Source organism: Microbacterium sp. LMI13-1-1.1 (assembly GCF_040815625.1).
Taxonomy (GTDB): domain Bacteria; phylum Actinomycetota; class Actinomycetes; order Actinomycetales; family Microbacteriaceae; genus Microbacterium; species Microbacterium forte.
In genome coordinates, this window is record NZ_JBFPNL010000001.1 from 1040464 (window position 1) to 1056435 (window position 15972).

General features: G+C 68.7%; 19 protein-coding genes. All 19 read right to left on the minus strand.

Annotation, left to right across the window (positions count from 1 at the left end; translation table 11 throughout):
- Positions 1–16 precede the first annotated feature (16 nt).
- The 19 genes from MRBLMI13_RS05040 to fliD all read right to left on the minus strand — a co-directional run bounded on the left by MRBLMI13_RS05040 (position 17) and on the right by fliD (position 15882).
- Entirely contained in the window at positions 17–826 is an 810-nt protein-coding gene (locus MRBLMI13_RS05040) for an OmpA/MotB family protein (RefSeq protein WP_367820004.1), read from the minus strand.
- Positions 823–1620 (minus strand): motility protein A, encoded by a 798-nt coding sequence (locus MRBLMI13_RS05045; RefSeq protein ID WP_042541097.1) that lies wholly within the window; start codon positions 1618–1620, stop codon positions 823–825. The genes MRBLMI13_RS05040 and MRBLMI13_RS05045 overlap by 4 nt, the downstream gene beginning before the upstream one ends.
- Positions 1621–1622: 2 nt before the next feature.
- Positions 1623–1838 (minus strand): flagellar FlbD family protein, encoded by a 216-nt coding sequence (locus MRBLMI13_RS05050; protein WP_042541095.1) that lies wholly within the window; start codon positions 1836–1838, stop codon positions 1623–1625.
- 102 nt (positions 1839–1940) lie between these two features.
- Positions 1941–3800 carry a heavy metal translocating P-type ATPase gene (locus MRBLMI13_RS05055; protein WP_367820001.1) on the minus strand — a complete coding sequence of 620 codons (1860 nt, stop codon included), beginning with the start codon at positions 3798–3800 and terminating at the stop codon, positions 1941–1943.
- Between the two features lie 147 nt (positions 3801–3947).
- A complete protein-coding gene (locus tag MRBLMI13_RS05060) occupies positions 3948–5114 on the minus strand; it encodes a flagellar hook protein FlgE (RefSeq protein ID WP_367819999.1) in 1167 nt (388 codons plus the stop codon).
- Positions 5115–5144: 30 nt separating this feature from the next.
- The gene (locus MRBLMI13_RS05065) at positions 5145–5612 is read right to left on the minus strand and encodes a flagellar hook capping FlgD N-terminal domain-containing protein (protein WP_311878753.1); all 468 of its coding nucleotides are present in this window, start codon (positions 5610–5612) and stop codon (positions 5145–5147) included.
- Between the two features lie 12 nt (positions 5613–5624).
- Positions 5625–7031 carry a hypothetical protein gene (locus MRBLMI13_RS05070; protein ID WP_367819996.1) on the minus strand — a complete coding sequence of 469 codons (1407 nt, stop codon included), beginning with the start codon at positions 7029–7031 and terminating at the stop codon, positions 5625–5627.
- Positions 7028–7378, minus strand: a complete 351-nt coding sequence (locus MRBLMI13_RS05075) for a hypothetical protein (protein WP_367819994.1) — start codon at positions 7376–7378, stop codon at positions 7028–7030. Before MRBLMI13_RS05075 ends, MRBLMI13_RS05070 begins: the two co-directional genes overlap by 4 nt.
- Complete coding sequence (locus MRBLMI13_RS05080; RefSeq protein ID WP_042537465.1) at positions 7375–7800, minus strand: flagellar FliJ family protein; 426 nt, start codon at positions 7798–7800, stop codon at positions 7375–7377. Before MRBLMI13_RS05080 ends, MRBLMI13_RS05075 begins: the two co-directional genes overlap by 4 nt.
- Positions 7797–9122: a FliI/YscN family ATPase gene (locus MRBLMI13_RS05085; protein ID WP_414685948.1), complete on the minus strand. Its 1326-nt coding sequence runs from the start codon at positions 9120–9122 to the stop codon at positions 7797–7799. The genes MRBLMI13_RS05080 and MRBLMI13_RS05085 overlap by 4 nt, the downstream gene beginning before the upstream one ends.
- Positions 9122–9760, minus strand: coding sequence for a FliH/SctL family protein (locus tag MRBLMI13_RS05090; protein WP_042537470.1), 639 nt, complete (start codon positions 9758–9760; stop codon positions 9122–9124). The genes MRBLMI13_RS05085 and MRBLMI13_RS05090 overlap by 1 nt, the downstream gene beginning before the upstream one ends.
- A gap of 134 nt (positions 9761–9894) precedes the next feature.
- Positions 9895–10977: a flagellar motor switch protein FliG gene (fliG, locus tag MRBLMI13_RS05095; protein WP_309688975.1), complete on the minus strand. Its 1083-nt coding sequence runs from the start codon at positions 10975–10977 to the stop codon at positions 9895–9897.
- Positions 10974–12614, minus strand: coding sequence for a flagellar basal-body MS-ring/collar protein FliF (gene fliF, locus MRBLMI13_RS05100; protein ID WP_367819988.1), 1641 nt, complete (start codon positions 12612–12614; stop codon positions 10974–10976). Before fliF ends, fliG begins: the two co-directional genes overlap by 4 nt.
- Before the next feature lie 2 nt (positions 12615–12616).
- Positions 12617–12934, minus strand: a complete 318-nt coding sequence (gene fliE, locus MRBLMI13_RS05105) for a flagellar hook-basal body complex protein FliE (protein WP_367819986.1) — start codon at positions 12932–12934, stop codon at positions 12617–12619.
- Positions 12934–13326, minus strand: coding sequence for a flagellar basal body rod protein FlgC (gene flgC, locus MRBLMI13_RS05110; RefSeq protein ID WP_042537476.1), 393 nt, complete (start codon positions 13324–13326; stop codon positions 12934–12936). The genes fliE and flgC overlap by 1 nt, the downstream gene beginning before the upstream one ends.
- Positions 13323–13670: a flagellar basal body rod protein FlgB gene (locus MRBLMI13_RS05115; RefSeq protein WP_042537477.1), complete on the minus strand. Its 348-nt coding sequence runs from the start codon at positions 13668–13670 to the stop codon at positions 13323–13325. Before MRBLMI13_RS05115 ends, flgC begins: the two co-directional genes overlap by 4 nt.
- A 108-nt stretch (positions 13671–13778) precedes the next feature.
- Positions 13779–14057, minus strand: coding sequence for a hypothetical protein (locus MRBLMI13_RS05120; RefSeq protein ID WP_042537478.1), 279 nt, complete (start codon positions 14055–14057; stop codon positions 13779–13781).
- A gap of 6 nt (positions 14058–14063) precedes the next feature.
- The gene (gene fliS / locus MRBLMI13_RS05125) at positions 14064–14477 is read right to left on the minus strand and encodes a flagellar export chaperone FliS (protein ID WP_309688981.1); all 414 of its coding nucleotides are present in this window, start codon (positions 14475–14477) and stop codon (positions 14064–14066) included.
- Positions 14478–14517: 40 nt separating this feature from the next.
- Positions 14518–15882, minus strand: coding sequence for a flagellar filament capping protein FliD (fliD, locus tag MRBLMI13_RS05130; RefSeq protein WP_367819982.1), 1365 nt, complete (start codon positions 15880–15882; stop codon positions 14518–14520).
- Between the last annotated feature and the right edge of the window lie 90 nt (positions 15883–15972).

Consider the following 15972-nt stretch of genomic DNA (forward strand, 5'->3'; position numbering starts at 1 on the left):
GTGTTCACGTGAGTGCTCACTTGTTCGCAGCAGCCGCGAGAGCGGGTATCAGCGCTCTCACCTGCTCTTCTTCGTTCGACTCGACGACGATGTCGACGCGTCTGTTGCTGGCCAGCGCCTGTGGGCTGTCGCCCGGCACGATGGGGCGGGTGTCGGAGAACGCGGTGGCCTTCACGCGTGGACCTCCCAAGCCTTCGTGCTCGACGAGGAATCGAGCCACCTGGGTCGCGCGCCCTCCCGAGAGCTCCCAGTTGGTCGGGAAGGGAGCGGCCGAGACCCGGTGATCGGCGTGCCCCTCGACGCTCACCTGATTGTCGACCGTGGCCAGGACGTCTCCGATGGTGTCGAGCACCGCATCGGCCTTCGCCGAGAGGTCGGTGCTGTTGTCGGCGAAGAAGGTCTCGGCGCCGACCAGCCCGACCTGGAGCCCCCGATCGTCGATCACGAACTGCACGGTGTCCTGCAGTCCCTGAGCCGCCAGGGACGTGCTCATGCGGTCACGCAGGCCCACGAGCGACTCGAACTCGGTCTCCGCGCGGGCGGCGAGGTCGACCACGCCGTCGTCGTCCTGCAGCTCGGGCGGCACGATCACGCCCTCTGCGGTGTCGGCGCCACCCTCGGTGCTCTCCTGCCCGAAACCCGTCGCCAGGCTGTTCGCGAGCATCTCGAACTTCGTCTTGTCGACGTTCGACACGGCGAACAGCACGATGAACAGGCACATGAGAACGGTGACCATATCGGCATACGAGACGGCCCAGCGCTCGTCCGGCTCGTCATGCGAGTCGTCCTCATGCTGGCGACCGCGAGCTCGGCGGGCTGTGCTCACTGGACGCCCTCGACCGACTCAGGCTCCCGCTTCTGCTTGCCGGCCTTGGGCTTCACGGTCGACAGCGCCTCGAGTCGCTCCTGCAGGAGGTGGGGCGCGCTGCCAGCCTGGATGGCGAGCATCCCCTCGGAGACGAGGGTCATCCTCTCGAGTTCGACGGCCCCGATCCGACCCAGACGGCCGGCGATCGGGTTCCAGATGAAGTTGGCAGAGAGGAGGCCCCAGAGGGTGGCGACGAAGGCTGCGGCGATCATCGGACCGAGGTGATCGGGTTCGTCGAGCTTCTCGAGCACGTGCGTCAGGGAGACGACGGTGCCGACGATGCCGATCGTGGGCGCATATCCGCCCAGAGAGCCGAAGAACTTCGAGGCGACGCGGTTGCGCGACGATGTCGCCGCGATCTCGTCATCCATGAGGGTCCGCAGATCCTCGGCATCCGTGCCGTCCGCGAGCGCCTGAAGCGCCTGCCTGGTGAACTCGTCAGGCGCGGAGTCGAGTTCCTGTTCGAGGGCGAGGAGCCCTTCACCCCGAGCCTTCTCGGCATACCCGACGAGGAACGGGATCACCGCCTCCGGTGTCATCTTGGGGCCACGGACCATGCGCCCGAGGCTCTTCACCGCGAGGATCGTGTCGCGGAGCGTGTGGCTCGCGATGCCGACGCCGATCGTCGAGCCGAGCACCAGGATCATCGGCGCGGGGATGAGCAGAGCCTCGAAGCTCGCCCCCTCCATGGTGATCATCGCGACGAGCGCGCCGAACGCCAGGACCACTCCGATGATGAATGCGGGATCCATGATCACGCGCCCGTCTGCGAGGTCAGAGCCTGGGCTGCGCCGAGGACGCGCGCACGGTAGGCGACGATCAGGTCGATCAGGGCGTCGAGGTCCTCCTCGACCACGTACACATGCCCGTCGACCATGTGCAGAGTCGTGTCCGGCGACGCATGGATTCGTTCGATCAGGTCGGGGTTCACCGCGAACCGGGTGCGGTCGAGGCGGGTGACGATGATCATCGAGGGGGTCTCCGGGCTTCGGATGAGAGGGGGAAGTCTGCCCCGACTATCGCGACGCGGCTCTCCCCCGGTAACCAGTCGGCGCACCGGCGGGTCTCGACATCACGACCCGCGAGGGGCGACGAGTCCGGTGGCTGGACCGCCCAGTGCGCGGAGGGCATAGAGGATCGTCGCGAGGTCGACCGCTTCCTGGATGAGAGCACCCGCGACCGCCGGGATGATCCCCGTCATCGCGACGAGCATGAGCCCCACGCTCAGCCCGATGCCGATCCAGATCGCGGTGAGCGCAACACGCAGTGTGTGCCGTCCGATGGCGACCGCATCGACGACCTTCGTCAATGAATCGACCAGGATCACGACGTCGGCAGCGTCGCCCGCGGCCGTCGCCCCACGCGCGCCCATCGCGACACCGATGTCGGCGGCCGCCAGTACAGGCGCGTCGTTGACACCGTCGCCCACCATCATCATCGGTCTCGGACGGAGGTCGGCGGCGAGCCCGACCTTCTCCGGCGGGAGGAGTTCTGCGTGGACATCGTCGATCCCGACCTCGCGAGCGACGGATTCCGCGGTCGATCGAGCATCTCCCGTGAGCATCATGATGCGCTCGATGCCGTGCGAGCGGAGCCACGACACGACCGAGGTCGCTTCAGGTCGCGGCGCATCCGCGAGGATGAGGACGCCTCCGAACCGCCCGTCGATCGCCACGTAGGCCGCAGCCTCACCTGTCCCGAGAGTTGCGCGCACGGTGTCGGCGGCGAGCGATGCGACGAAAGCGGGCTTGCCGACGACGACGGTGCGGCCGTCGATAACGGCCACCACCCCGTTGGTCGCGACTTCACTCGCGTCATCGGATCGACGGAGTACGAGGCGACGCTCTGCGGCGGCGCGACGGATTCCTTCGGCGAGCACGTGCGATGAGTACTGCTCGGCGGATGCCGCGAGCAGCAGCAGTTCGTCAGCATCGATCCCCGTGGCGGGTCGCACATCGACGAGGTCGGGGCGTCCCTGGGTGAGGGTGCCCGTCTTGTCGAAGGCCGCGGACCGCACCCGAGCCAGCTGCTCGATCACCGCACCGCCCTTCATGATCACTCCGGTCTTGGCCGCTCGGGAGAGTCCGCCGAGAAATGCCACGGGAGCCGCGATGAGGAGAGGACACGGAGTCGCGAGCACGAGCACCTCGGCGAACCGTGTCGAGTCACCGGAGATCGTCCATGCGGCGCCGGCCAGCACGAGAGCGACGGCGGTGAACGGAATCGCGAATCGATCGGCGAGACGCACGACCGGGGCGTGCGACTCCTCAGCCTCGTGCACGAGCGCGACGATCTGCTGATATTGGCTGTCTGCGCTCGATCGCAGTGCGCGGATGCGGACGGCCCGTGCTCCGTTGATCGCTCCGGACAGCACCTCGCCCCCGGCCTCGCGAGCGACGGGCATGCTCTCGCCGGTGAGCGACGATTCGTCGAACTCACCTGACGCCGAAAGCAGCACGCCGTCGATCGGCACGATCTCGGCCGGACGCACCAGCAGCGCGTCGCCGATCACGACATCGTCGACTGCGACATCCCGAACCTCTTCCGAGTCCGGTGCCAGCGGATGCACGAGGACATGTGCGATCCGCGGAGACCTGTCCAGCAGTGCCGAGAGGTCCCGTTTCGCACGTCGGCCCGCGAACTGCTCCAGGGCTTCGCCGCCCGCGAGCATCAGGACGATGATGAGTGCCGCGATGTACTCTCCGACGGCGAGAGTGGCGACCATCGCGACGACTGCGAGGATGTCGAGCCCGACGTGCCCGCGAAGCACATCCCGCACCATTCCGACGAGCGTCCAGACGACGAACGCTCCGACATAGGCAGTGGCGATCCATCGTCCGACGACGGGTATGCCGACCATGTGCAGAGCGAGCACCCCCGCGAGAACCACGACCGTGATGATGATCACGGGGTACCGGCGGACGAAGCGCATGCCCTCAGCCTCTCTCCCGGCTGCCCCTGGCGCCAGGGGCAGTGTTCGACAGAGCCCCCGGCCGCTTCTCGGCAGCGGGCACCCCGGGTCGCCGGGTCGCTCCGCAGGCAGACCCGGCGCCGTGAGACGGCGCCGGGTCCGTTCGCATCAGCGCTTCAGCTGGGTGAGCTCCTGGAGGACCTCGTCGCTGGTCGTGATGATGCGCGCGTTGGCCTGGAAGCCGCGCTGCGCGACGATCAGGTTGGTGAACTCCTGCGAGAGGTCGACGTTGCTCATCTCCAGAGCGCCCGAGACGAGGCTGCCGAAGCCTGCCTGGCCCGGCTCGCCCATGCGCACCGCACCGGAGTTGACGGATGCGCGGTATGCCGTTCCGCCGGCTTTCTCGAGTCCCTCGGGGTTGGCGAACGTGGCCATGGCGATCTTGCCGAGAGTCTGCGTCGCACCGTTGCTGAACGTGCCGACGATGGATCCGTCGCCGGTGATGCTGTACGACTTCAGGGTGCCGGCTGCCGCACCGTCCTGCTCGGACACGGCGACCGTCGACAGTTCCGCATAGCCGGTGACCGCTCCCAGGTCGACGCTCACAGCCCCTGCGGTGAGCGTGAGGCCTGCCCCGGCCTGCTTGCCGTCGGTGAACGCCAGCGACCCGGTCGCACCGCTGGTCGGCTCGGTGACGTCCCATCCGGTCGCCGTCTTCGTGAAGGTGAGACTGAGAGTCGAGGGCGTGCCCTGCGCGTCGTAGACAGTGACGTCGCGCACCAGCTCGTCGCCGGTCGCAGCCGTCGACGGGAGGTTGCCGGTGACGGTGGCTTCCGTCGTCGCCTTCGCGGGAGACACGGCGTCGAGCGGGAGCACGATGTTGCCCGTCGCCTGGCCGGTGTTGACGACGCCGTCCTGTGCGGACCAGCCCTGCACGATCGAGCCGTCGGCGGTGACCATCTTGCCGGTGGGGTCGAACGAGAATCCACCTGCTCGGGTGTACAGGGTCTCTCCGCCGGATCGGACCGCGAAGAACCCGTCGCCCGAGATCATCAGGTCGCCTCCTCGGCCGGTCGCCTGGGCCGAGCCCTGTGCGAAGTTGGTGCGCACGCCGGCGACCTGCACTCCGAGACCGACCTGGGCGGGGTTGCGACCGCCGACCTCGTCGTCGGGGATTCCCGGGTTGCCGATCAGCTGCGACAGGGAGTCCTGGAACAGCACGGACGAGCCCTTGAACCCGGCCGTGTTGACGTTCGCGATGTTGTTGCCCGTGACATCGAGCATGGTCTGGTGCGAGCGGAGGCCGGAGATTCCGGAGTAGAGCGAGCGGAGCATGGGGTTCTCTCTTCCTGGGTGAGACGGAGGTCAGACTGCGGCGGGGGTGGGCGCAGCGGGGGTGGTCGGTGCGGGGGTGGTCGGTGCGGTGGTGACGCCCGTGATGACGTCGAGCGCGACGGTCTTGTCGCCGATCGTCACCTGCGGGATCGGTCCGTCGAACGAGACCTTGGTCACGAGGCCCGAGACGGTCTTGCCGTCGGCATCCTTGTAGCTCGCCTCCTGGCCGATGAGGGCGCTCGCGGCCTGACGCATGTTCAGGGCGAAGGCCTCGGCGCCGCTGTCGGCGAGAGCCGTCAGCTGCTCCATCATGGCGAGCTGGGTGGTCTGCGAGATCATCTCGTTGGTGTCCATCGGACTCGAGGGATCCTGGTGCGTCAGCTGGGTGACCAGGAGCTTGAGGAACACTTCTCCGTCGAGCACCTGCTTCCGGGCTGCGGGGTCGGTGGTGCTTCCCGTATGGATCGAACTCGGGGCGCTCACTGCGTCGACAGTCATTCGGTCGTCCTCTCAGGCGAAGATGTCGAGCCCCGCGCCGGAGGTGGCAGAGGGCGTTGTCTGGATGGTGCGGGGAAGATCCCGCGCCTGCTCGATCCCGCGGGGGTGGTCGGGGCGCCCGCGGTTCGCCTCGCGATCGCCTGCCCCCTGCCCTGTCGGCGCATCGCCCGCGGCCTGCTGGCCGCGGTCGCCGGAGGCATCAGCGGAAGAGCCGTGGGTGACGCTCAGCGAGGCGTGCGGCATCACTGCGGCGAGGTCACGGCGCAGCTCGACGAGCATGGTGCGCAGCGCGTCGCGCCCGGCGTCGGTCGCACCGCTGAGTTCGACCTGCACGTCTCCGGATGCGGAGATGTGCGCGCGCACCGTGACGGGGCCGAGGCTGTCGGGGTTCACCGTCATCGTGAGCTGGTGCGTCCCCATCGGACGCTGGGCGATGCTCACGACCACCGGCGCGACCTGGGCGGCCACCGCACGATTCGCGGTTGTGGCCGCATCGGGCGACGACACGGGTGTCGCCGTCGGCAGGGGGGCAGCGACCGGCACGGTCGGGGCCGTCGCGGGAGCGGGCTGCGACCCCTGCGCCTGATCCCCCGCATCGCTCGTCACCTGCTGATTCGGAGCGGCCACGGTCGCGGCCAGAGGGGCACCGACCATGGACGGGATCGCGGGCGTCGATTGCCTCGGGAGTGACTCCGGCCGGGGCACGACGGCGACCGGCTCGGACAGCGACGGATCGGCGCCGCCACCGGCAGGCTCCAGCGGAGTCGCCGGAGCGTCGACGTCGACTTCTCGGACGTCGCCCAGCGTCCCGCCCTGCATCGATCGGGGGTCGCCGCGTCCACCGGCGACGACTGCCGCGCTCACCGAAGCGGGTGCCGAGATCGACGCCGAAGCCGACGTCGTCGGCGACGCCGCGGCAACCGGAACCACGTGCATTCCATCCGTCGTGGCGGCGCCGCTCACGGGATCGACAGGTGTCGCCTCCGTCCCGGTCGTCCCGGGTACGGTCTCCACCACCGCGTCCGGAGCCGTCTCACCCGGAACGGTGCTCTGGGACGTCGTCACCTGGGACGTCGTCACCTGCGGCGTCGTCACCTGCGGGGTCGTCACCTGCGGGGCTGCCACGGAGGGCACTGCGGTCTCCGGAGCCGACCACGCGACCAGGTGGGTCATGGCCGCGATCGCCGCCTGCGGGTCGATCGTGCGATCTGCTGCCGATGATGCCTCCGCCGTCGGCCCGCTCGGCCGATCTGCGGCGAGCATCGCCGTGCCCGAGTCCACCGCGCCGTCGAGCGCCTGACCTGCCGCGGTGAGCGCGTCGCCGAACAGCGAACCGGAGTCACCCGACGCTCGTCCCCCGGTGTCCGCCTCACCCGGGCCGGCGCCGGAGATCATCGCGAGCAGTGCCACCCCGGTCATCCGAGCATCTCGATGATCTTCTGCATCGACGGAGTCGATCCGCCTGTCCCCGAGGCGCTCGCCGAGAACAAGGTCTGCAGTGCTGCGATGACGTCTGCGTTCTCTCCGCCGGATGCCGCAGTGCTGGCGGCCGCTGACCCCTCGGCCGGGGCAGGGGCGGTGGTCTCGGTGGCCGAGGCCGCCTTGGCCGCCTCCAGCACTCCGGCGAACGTCGTCGAGCTGGCCGCCGATGTCCCGGTGGTCGCCTCGGTCGCAGCTGCGGCGGCCGCACGCCCCGCTGGATCCAGCGACACGATCTGGGTCTCGATCGCGTCGACGCGGGCGATCACCGCTGCGAGCCCGGTCATGCCGCGCTCCCCTCACGTCGCGAGGTGCGCACGACGGCGATCTCATCGAGCGCGGTCTGCTCGGCGGCGAGCTCGGCCTTGGCGGTCTCGACCCGGTGGGTGCTCTCGAGTCGCTCGAGCCCCTTCAGATCGCGTCGCGCTTCGACATGCGCAGACCTGGCCTCCGACTCCGCGCTGCGTCTCATGTCGACGAGCGCCTGGAGGTCGCTGAGAGTGCTGCGCCCCGCGGCGCGGGCCGCGGCCATGGCCATCAGCGCCCGAGGATCATCGATCTGAGCGCTGATGTCGGCGAGGCTCGTGATCGCAGTCTGCGCCGCGGTCTCGGCCTGCGCCCGTTCTGCGCTCGCACGCGAGAGATGCTCGGCGGCGACACGTTCCTGGGCGCCGCGCACACGCAGCAGACCAGCCAGTGGGAAGGTCATGGGGTGAGTCCTCCGAAGTCGGTGGTGAGGGTGGCGAGCTGCTGCCAGGAGTCGTCTGTCGCGGCGAGGTCGTCGATGCTCTGGGTGAGGAATCGGGAGATCGCACCCTCGTGAGCGATCGCGGCGTCGACCATCGGGTTGGCCCCCTGCCGATAGGCGCCGATCTCGATCAGGTCGTTAGCACTGCGCCGAGCGGCCAGGACGCTGCGCAGCGTCACGGCGTTCTGCCGCTGCTCCGGCGTGGTGATCTTCGACACGACGCGCGACACCGACCCGAGCACGTCGACGGCAGGAAAGTGACCGCGGATCGCGAGGGCCCGATCGAGCACCACATGCCCATCGAGGATTCCTCTGGCGGCATCGGCGATCGGCTCGTTGTGGTCGTCGCCGTCGACGAGCACCGTGTAGAGACCGGTGATCGACCCCACGGGCCCTGTTCCCGCCCGCTCGAGCAGCCGGGCCAGCACCGAGAACGTCGAGGGCGGATAGCCCCGGGTCGCGGGCGGTTCGCCGGCGCTCAACCCGATCTCGCGCTGCGCCATGGCGACGCGCGTCAACGAGTCCATCATCAGCACCACGTCGAGTCCGTCATCGCGGAAGCCCTCGGCGATCCGCGTGGCGACGAACGCCGAGCGCAGCCGTGCCATCGCCGGCTGGTCCGAGGTCGCGACGATCACCACCGAACGCGACAGACCCTCAGGCCCGAGGTCGTCTTCGAGGAACTCCCGCACCTCGCGACCGCGCTCGCCGACGAGGGCGATGACGTTCACATCGGCGGTGGATCCACGGGCGATCATCGACATCAGTGACGACTTGCCCACACCCGACCCGGCGAACAGACCGAGACGCTGTCCCGAGCCCACGGGTGTCATCGTGTCGAGCACGCGCACACCGAGTCCGAGCTGCCGGTCGATGCGCTGGCGGTCCATCACGCTCGGGGCATCGTGGTCGAGCGACACGTGGGCGACGCTCCTGTCGAGCGGCCCCTTGCCGTCGATCGGCCGACCGAGTCCGTCGAGCACGCGTCCGAGCAGCGCTCGTCCCGTCGGCACCTGCAGCGGCGCTCCCCCATGCCGCACCCGGGCACGGGCGGTGATCCCGTCGAGCCTGCCCAGGGGCATGCAGCGGGCTGAGGCACCGTCGACGGCGACGATCTCGGCATCGACCGGGCGGCCGTCCGCCGTGTCGATGCGGATGCGGTCGCCGACCGCTCCGTCGATGCCGAGCACCTCCACCCCGAGTCCTCGCACCGCCTTCACCGTGCCGGAGCGCTCGGGGCGCGCGGCCGTGAGCGCGCGCTGCCACGACCGCGTCCCGGTGATCACCCGATCACCTCGGCAACCTGGTCGTCGCCGTCGAGTGCTGCGGCCGCGCGCGCGAGCGCTGCGGTGATGCGCGTGTCGACCGCCCCGTTCTCGATCTCCACGATGGCGCCGCCGTTGTCTACGGCGGGAGAGACCGATACCTGGATGCCGCGGAGCGCGTCGATCGTCGACTCCTCCTCCTGCAGGACACGGGCGTCCTGCACGCTGAATGCGACGCGAGTCCACCGGTCCGCCGGCATCTCGGCCAGGGCGCGCCGAAGCGCGTGAGCGGCGGATCGCGCAGGATCCGACAATTCCGCTCCGAGGATCGTCGTGGCCAGCATGACCGCGAGTTCTTCGACTCGGTCGGCAGCGAGCGTGCTCAGCTCGTCGATGCGCTGGTCGAGCGCCGCCTGCGCGGTCTCCAGCGCGCGCAGACCAGAGCCCCGCTCGTGCAGGTACAGCTCCTGGAGTTCCTGCATCCGCTGCTGCTGCGCGGCACGCTGGGCCTCACCCTCGTCCAGTGCGACTCTGCGACCTTCGGCGAAGCCGTCGGCGTAGCCCCGGGTGCGAGCGCGGTCGGCCTCGCCTCGGAGGTCGATGGGAGTCTCGCCGACGCGCGGCACGACCAACGGCGTGAAGGCGGAATCGAGCACAGCGGACACCTCGGAGTCGAAGGGCGAGGCCTGTCCGTGGCCCGTAGGTCGAGCGATCCGTGCTCCCTGCCCACTATCGCGGCACATATCTGCGGCCGTAACCGCCGCCGCCGAATCACCTGCCGTCAGAGGGATCACTCGATGAGCTCGTCCTCGTCTTCGCGCGAGATCGTGATCTCCTCTGCGGCCTCCAGATCACGGATGATGCGCACGATCTCGGCGCGGGCCTCGTCGACCTGACGCATGCGCACGGGACCCAGCACCCGGGTCTCCTCAGCGAGGTTCTCCTGGTTGCGCTCGGTCATGTTGCTCTTGACCTTGTCGGTGATCTGCTCGTCTGCGCCCTTCAGCGCGAGCGCGAGCATGCGGAGGTCGATCCCCCGCAGCACACGCTGGGCGTCGCGGTCCTCGAGACGAGCGATGTCGGCGAACGTGACCATGCGGCTGCGTATATCCTCGGCCAGCGCCAGGTCGCGCCCCTCGAGGCTCGCGAGCAGCGACTTCTCGAGAGCGGTGTCGGACCTGTTGATGATCTCGACGAGAGGCTGCACGCCGCCGATCGCCTCATGATTGTCACGCATCGCGAAGACGCCGGTGCGAGAGCGCAGCGAGTCGGCGACGATCGAGATCGCCTCCTGGGTCGCGGTGCCCATCGTCGCGATCGCCTGAGCGACATCGGTGCGCAGCGGGTCCTGCAGGGCGGCGAGCACCGCCGCCGCACGATCGGCTCGCAGGTTCGCCAGCACCACGGCGACCGTGGTCGGCAGCTCGCCCTCGATGATCGTGGCGAGCTGGGCCGGGTCTGCCGCGTTGAGGAAGTCGAAGGACACCGAGCCCTGCGACATCACCCTGCCGACCATCCCGACGGCCTTCTCGCGCCCGAACGCCGTCTCGAGCAGTCCGGTGGCGAGTTCCTGGCCGCCGCGCGACGGCACAGAGCCGCCGGTGGCGATGCGCCGGAACTCCGCGAGGGCGCGGGCGGTGGAGGCGACGTCCACTCCCCCGAGCTGCGTGAGCTCGGCGGCGAGCATCTCGGAGCGCTCCTCACCGAGGTGACGCAGCACTTCGGCGCTGGCCGCGCGGTCCATGTTCATCAGCACGATCGCGGCCTTGCGAAGGCCGCTCATCTCCGGCACCGCAAGCGCCGCGGGCGCCACGGCGGTCGAGACCTCGACCGTGTCGGCCTGTGCATCCAGCAACTCGGTCAATGCGCTCATACGGTCGCCTCGTCCATCAGGTCGGCCAGTGCGCTGGCGATGGTGTCGGGTTCGCGCTTCGCCAGATCGTCGATCTCACGGCGTCTGCGCTCGACGAGCACCTTGTCGGGCTCCGGTTCGTCATCGAAGTCGATCGATGCCGACGGCAGCAGCGTCGTGGGCGCCGGGGCGACGATCGCCTCGGCTTCCTTGAGGCCCCTGAGCGAACGGAGCTTCTGCTCCTCGCTCTCGGTGACAGTGGCGAAGTACTCGATCGGGCCGTCTTCGGTGTAGAGCACACGGCGCTTCATCTTGCGGCGCACGACGAGGAAGACGATCAGGATGATCACGGCCAGCAGGATCGATCCGCCGATGATCGCCGACCGCAGCAGCTCCTGCTGCATCTGCGCCTCACGCTCGGCCTCCGCCGCCGCGAGCGCCGTCGCAGCCGCCGTCGCTCCCGCCTCGTTGAACTCGACGAACTCGACGGCGATCTCGTCGCCGCGCTCGACGTCGATGCCGGCGGCCGATGCCACGAGCGATTCGATCTGGTTCGCCGTCACGCCTGTGACGGTTCCGCGATTCAGCGCGATGCTGACCGTCTGCCTCGTCACCTCTCCTGCCGGGGTGATGGTCTTCTCCGTCGACTTGTTCACGGCGTTGTTGCGAGACGTCTCCTCGAACTCGTAGGCGCCGGTGCCGTCGGCGTTGTTCGGGACCGCGATGTTGTCGGGGCCGAGCACGCCGGTGCCGCCCGCTTGACCGCCGTTGTAGGTCTCCGTCTTGGTCTCCTCCGACGCGCTCAGCTCCCCCTCGGGCGCGGAGTACGTCTCGTCCATGCGCTCGGACGTGGAGTTCGCGACGTCGGCCGACACCGTCACGGTGGCGTTTCCGGGCCCGACGATCGTCTCGAGCATCTTGCTGACGGATGCGGCGACCTTCGCCTCGTGCTCCGTCGCCTGCTTCGACGAGTTGCCGGTGAGGCCGGTTCCGACAGCCGAGAGCACTCGGCCGTCCTGATCCGTCACCGCGACGTCTTCGGGGGTCATCCCGGGCACGGCGGCGCTCGTGAGGTGCACGATGGCCTCGATCTTCTCGTCGCTGAGGGTCGATCCGTTGCGGGTCTTCACGAACACGGATGCGGTCGGGCTCTGCCGCTCCGAGACGAACACGCTCTCTTCGGGGATCGCGAGCTGCACCGATGCGGTGGAGATGCCCTCCATGGCACCGATCGTGCCGGCCAGCTCGCCCTCGATCGCGCGCTTGTAGGTGACCGACTGCTGGAACTCGCTCGCGGTCACACCCATGTCGTCGAGCAGCGTGTACCCCTCGCTGGTGTCTCCGGGAAGACCAGCCGATGCCGCTGCCAGGCGCTGCGCGTAGACCTGGTCGTCGGGCACGAGGATGGTCGCGCCGCCCTCGGTGAGCTCGTAGCCCACGCCCGCCGACTTCAGCTGCTCGACGACAGCCGACGCATCGCCGGCGCTCAGGCCGGTGAACAGCGGACTCATCTGCGGCTTGGTGAGCCATGCGCCGAGCGCGATGGCCCCCATCACGAGCAGCGCGACGCCGATGATGGCGATCGTGCGCTGTGCGAGAGAGAATCCTGAGACGACCAGCTTCGCGCGGTCGTAGTAGCTCGTGAGCATCTTGGGCATCGTCAGGCCTGCATCCTCATGATCTCGTTGAACGCCGAGACGCTGCGGTCACGCACGGCGACCACCAGATCGAGCGTCACTGAGGCGCGTGTCGAGGCGATCATCGCCTGATGGATGTCCTGCAGGTCACCTGTGACGGCCTTCACCGCCAGCTCGTTCGACGACGACTGCAGCTGCTGGAGGTTCTCCACGGCGCCCGAGAGCGATGTCGCGAAGGTGCTCCCCGATGCCGATGCACCGGATGCCTCCGGACCCGTCTCGAAGCTGAGCGCAGAGAGCGGCGTGACGCCTGCCGCGGAGATGGCCTCGACGCCGGACATCAGTTGCGCCCGATCTGCAGTGCGGCCTCGTACGTCGTCTTCGCACGGTCGACGACGGCGGCGTTCGCCTCATATCCGCGCTGCGCCAGGATCAGCATGCTCATCTGGTCGCCGAGCTCGACGTTCGGGTACTGCACATAGCCGTCCTCGTTCGCGTAGGGGTGCTCGGGGTCGTAGACGAGCTTGGCCTCGGCATCGGATTCGACCACGCCTGCGACATAGACGCCCGGACTCTCCGTGCCCGCCTGCACGGTGACGAACTTCTCTCGGAACGCCTCCTGGCCCGCGGGAGTGGCCGTGTTCACGTTGGCGATGTTGTCGCTGAGCGCGTCGAGCCACTTGCGGTGCGCGGTCAGGCCGGTGCCGGCGATGCCGATCGCGTCGAAGGTCATGCGGAGGCCTGCCCGATCGCCTTGGTGATGGACGCCGCCTGGCCGCCGATCGCCTGGCTCGCGAACTGGAACCGCAGCACGGTGTCGATGTTCGACAGGGTCTCGGTGTCGAGGTTGACGTTGTTGCCGTTCACCCTGGTCGGTTCGAGCGATCGCTCGACCGTGGCGCCGACGGTTCCCGAACCGCCTTCGACGGCGGAGCGCAGCTCGTCCTCGAACTGGACGCGCTTGGCCTGGTAGCCGGGCGTGTTGACGTTGGCGATGTTCTCGGCGATCGAGCGTTGGCGCAGGGCCAGCCCATCGAGGGCGCTGATCAGCGCAGAGGAGGTGACGGATTCGAGCACGGGGGCACTCCGGACGTTGGTGGAGAGGCCGATCCCTGGCCAATCGTCGAGCGATCCGTGCTCGGTGCCGACTATCGCGACACTCGACTGCTCACGTAACCTCGATGCTCAACCCTCGACGTCGAGATACGCGGGTACGTCGGTCTTGGAGGTCGGCACCCGTCGCAGTGCGGCGATCTCGCGTGCGACATGGGCGCGGGAGGTGACCAGGCCGCCGATCATGAGCTGCTGTCGCGCGAGAACAGCCTCCGCGCGTTCGCGAAGCTCCTCCGGCACGGGGCCGGGTGGCGCATCGAAGGGCTGGTCATCGAGCTGCTCGTCGGCAGCGTCGAGAGCCCGCTCGAACTGGTCGAGCACCGTCAGCCAGGCCGAGAGGTTGTCAGGCACGAGAGCTCAGGCCAGAGCCGTGATGGGCGTCTGCGTGCCGGACGTGATCGCCGCGGCCGCCGCATGCCAGGCCTCGCGCAGCGGAACGACGAGATCGCGGCACTCTGCGGTGGCGGCCCGATCACGAGCGATGTTCGCGGTGATCAGACGGCCCGTGAGGTACGTGTACACGCCATGCAGTTCAGCGGAGCCGTCCCACTCATCGGTGAGCGAGCCGTTCAGTTCGGCGACGATCTGCTGCGCGTGCACGAGGTGGTTGCCCGCGGCCGCCCAGTCTCCGGACTCCTGCGAGGCGTCTGCGCGCTCGATGTCGACCAGCAGGCGGTCGTAGAGCAGCACGAGAAGGCGTTCGGGCGTGGCCGAGGCGACCTGCTGCTCCAGGTACTGCTGCTTCGCGCGGTCGAGAGAGGTGATGGGCATGGTTCTGGTCTCCGATGAGATGGTGGTTGCGGTGCTCAGGTCACGACGTCGTCGTGCCGTTGAGGCCTGCGAGCTGCGAGGTGAGCCACGACGACTGCGACTGGAGCTTCGAGAGCTGGACCTCGAGCTGCGCATACGTGCGCTCGAGCGTCGCCTGCCTCTGCTCCAGCCGGACGTCCCATCGCTCCACCTGGGTCTTGAGCGTCTTGACCTCGGTCTCCTGACCGGTGATGCGCTGGGTGAGCAGCCCGTCGTACTTGTCGGAGTACTGGTCGGTGACGCCTTCGACGCGTCCGGCGATCGACGAGAAGATCTCCTGGGTCTTCTCCGGATCCTCGGCGAGGGCCTTTCCGAACTTCTCCGCGTCGAAGGAGAGCACGCCCTTGTCGCTGATCGAGATTCCGATCGTCGACGGCGATACTCCGTCGACCGGAAGCTGCATCGCGTTCGCGAGAGCGCCGCGGAGATTGCGAACGGTGCTGTCTCCGGTGAACACGCCGAGAGTGGTGGTCTCGCCGACGTCTCCGATCGTCGCCTTCGATCCCTTGTCGATGCGCGTCAGCAGCGCAGCGATCTCCTTGACGAACGTCTCGGCGGTCGTGGTCTGCTTCTTGTCGTCCCTGGCGACGGTCACCGTCACCGGATCAGCGCTGGGCTTCGTGACCGTGACCTCGATGCCCTCGCCCACGCCGATCGTGTTGCCGGCGCTGTTCAGCGTCTGCTCGGCCGCGGTTCCGGCGAACAGACGGATTCGAGCGTCAGCCCCCTGCGTGATGACGGCGGCGCCCGGCTCGGCGCCGAGATCCGTCGAGGTGCCGGCCGCGACGTCCGCGGCAGTGCCTCGGTGCACGGCGAACTCGCCGGCTGCGCCGGTCTCGATCGACGTCAGCTGAATGCGAGAGAGCGGCTTGCCGTCGGCATCCACACCGGCGGGGACGACCGTCGCGCTCACCCCGGCCTTCGACGCGTTGATGGCCTTGGCCAGGTCCTGCGGACCCGTGCCGAGCGGGGTCACCTCGATCGATTCGCCGTCCGAGCCGACGAGAGTGAATGCGCCGCCCCACGCCGCGGATCCTCCGGATGCCGTGACGATGGAGTGCGCCGTGGCGACGGCGTCGACGACGATGTCGGTCGAGAACGCCGATGCCTTCGCGCCGGCCGTGACCGCAACGGTCTCGGATGACGATGTCGCCGTGAATGAGGCGAGCGAGGAGGGTGCGGCCGCGGTCTTGGCCTTGGCGACGAGTTCCTGCAGCGTGGTGTTCAGCGACTGGAGGTTCGTGATGATCGAGTTGCGGTCTGCGATCTTGTTGGTGATGAGCGTCTTCGGAATCGCCGAGACGTCCATGAGCGCTTTGATGAGCTCTTGCGTCTTGAGCCCTGATACGAGTCCGTCGAGTTTCATCCCGGTCGTCTTCCGTGCGAGGTGGTCTGGGGTGTCCTACAGGAAGGCGCCCGAGCGGAGGTGACTCCGCCCGGGCGCCTGTTGCGCCTC

Bases quoted from the DNA above. Each gene is read 5' to 3' on its own strand.
- MRBLMI13_RS05045 (WP_042541097.1), bottom strand. From the start codon at position 1,620: ATGGATCCCGCATTCATCATCGGAGTGGTCCTGGCGTTCGGCGCGCTC.
- MRBLMI13_RS05050 (WP_042541095.1), bottom strand. From the start codon at position 1,838: ATGATCATCGTCACCCGCCTCGACCGCACCCGGTTCGCGGTGAACCCC.
- MRBLMI13_RS05055 (WP_367820001.1), bottom strand. From the start codon at position 3,800: ATGCGCTTCGTCCGCCGGTACCCCGTGATCATCATCACGGTCGTGGTT.
- MRBLMI13_RS05060 (WP_367819999.1), bottom strand. From the start codon at position 5,114: ATGCTCCGCTCGCTCTACTCCGGAATCTCCGGCCTCCGCTCGCACCAG.
- MRBLMI13_RS05065 (WP_311878753.1), bottom strand. From the start codon at position 5,612: ATGACTGTCGACGCAGTGAGCGCCCCGAGTTCGATCCATACGGGAAGC.
- MRBLMI13_RS05070 (WP_367819996.1), bottom strand. From the start codon at position 7,031: ATGACCGGGGTGGCACTGCTCGCGATGATCTCCGGCGCCGGCCCGGGT.
- MRBLMI13_RS05075 (WP_367819994.1), bottom strand. From the start codon at position 7,378: ATGACCGGGCTCGCAGCGGTGATCGCCCGCGTCGACGCGATCGAGACC.
- MRBLMI13_RS05080 (WP_042537465.1), bottom strand. From the start codon at position 7,800: ATGACCTTCCCACTGGCTGGTCTGCTGCGTGTGCGCGGCGCCCAGGAA.
- fliG (WP_309688975.1), bottom strand. From the start codon at position 10,977: ATGAGCGCATTGACCGAGTTGCTGGATGCACAGGCCGACACGGTCGAG.
- fliF (WP_367819988.1), bottom strand. From the start codon at position 12,614: ATGCCCAAGATGCTCACGAGCTACTACGACCGCGCGAAGCTGGTCGTC.
- fliE (WP_367819986.1), bottom strand. From the start codon at position 12,934: ATGTCCGGCGTCGAGGCCATCTCCGCGGCAGGCGTCACGCCGCTCTCT.
- flgC (WP_042537476.1), bottom strand. From the start codon at position 13,326: ATGACCTTCGACGCGATCGGCATCGCCGGCACCGGCCTGACCGCGCAC.
- fliS (WP_309688981.1), bottom strand. From the start codon at position 14,477: ATGCCCATCACCTCTCTCGACCGCGCGAAGCAGCAGTACCTGGAGCAG.
- fliD (WP_367819982.1), bottom strand. From the start codon at position 15,882: ATGAAACTCGACGGACTCGTATCAGGGCTCAAGACGCAAGAGCTCATC.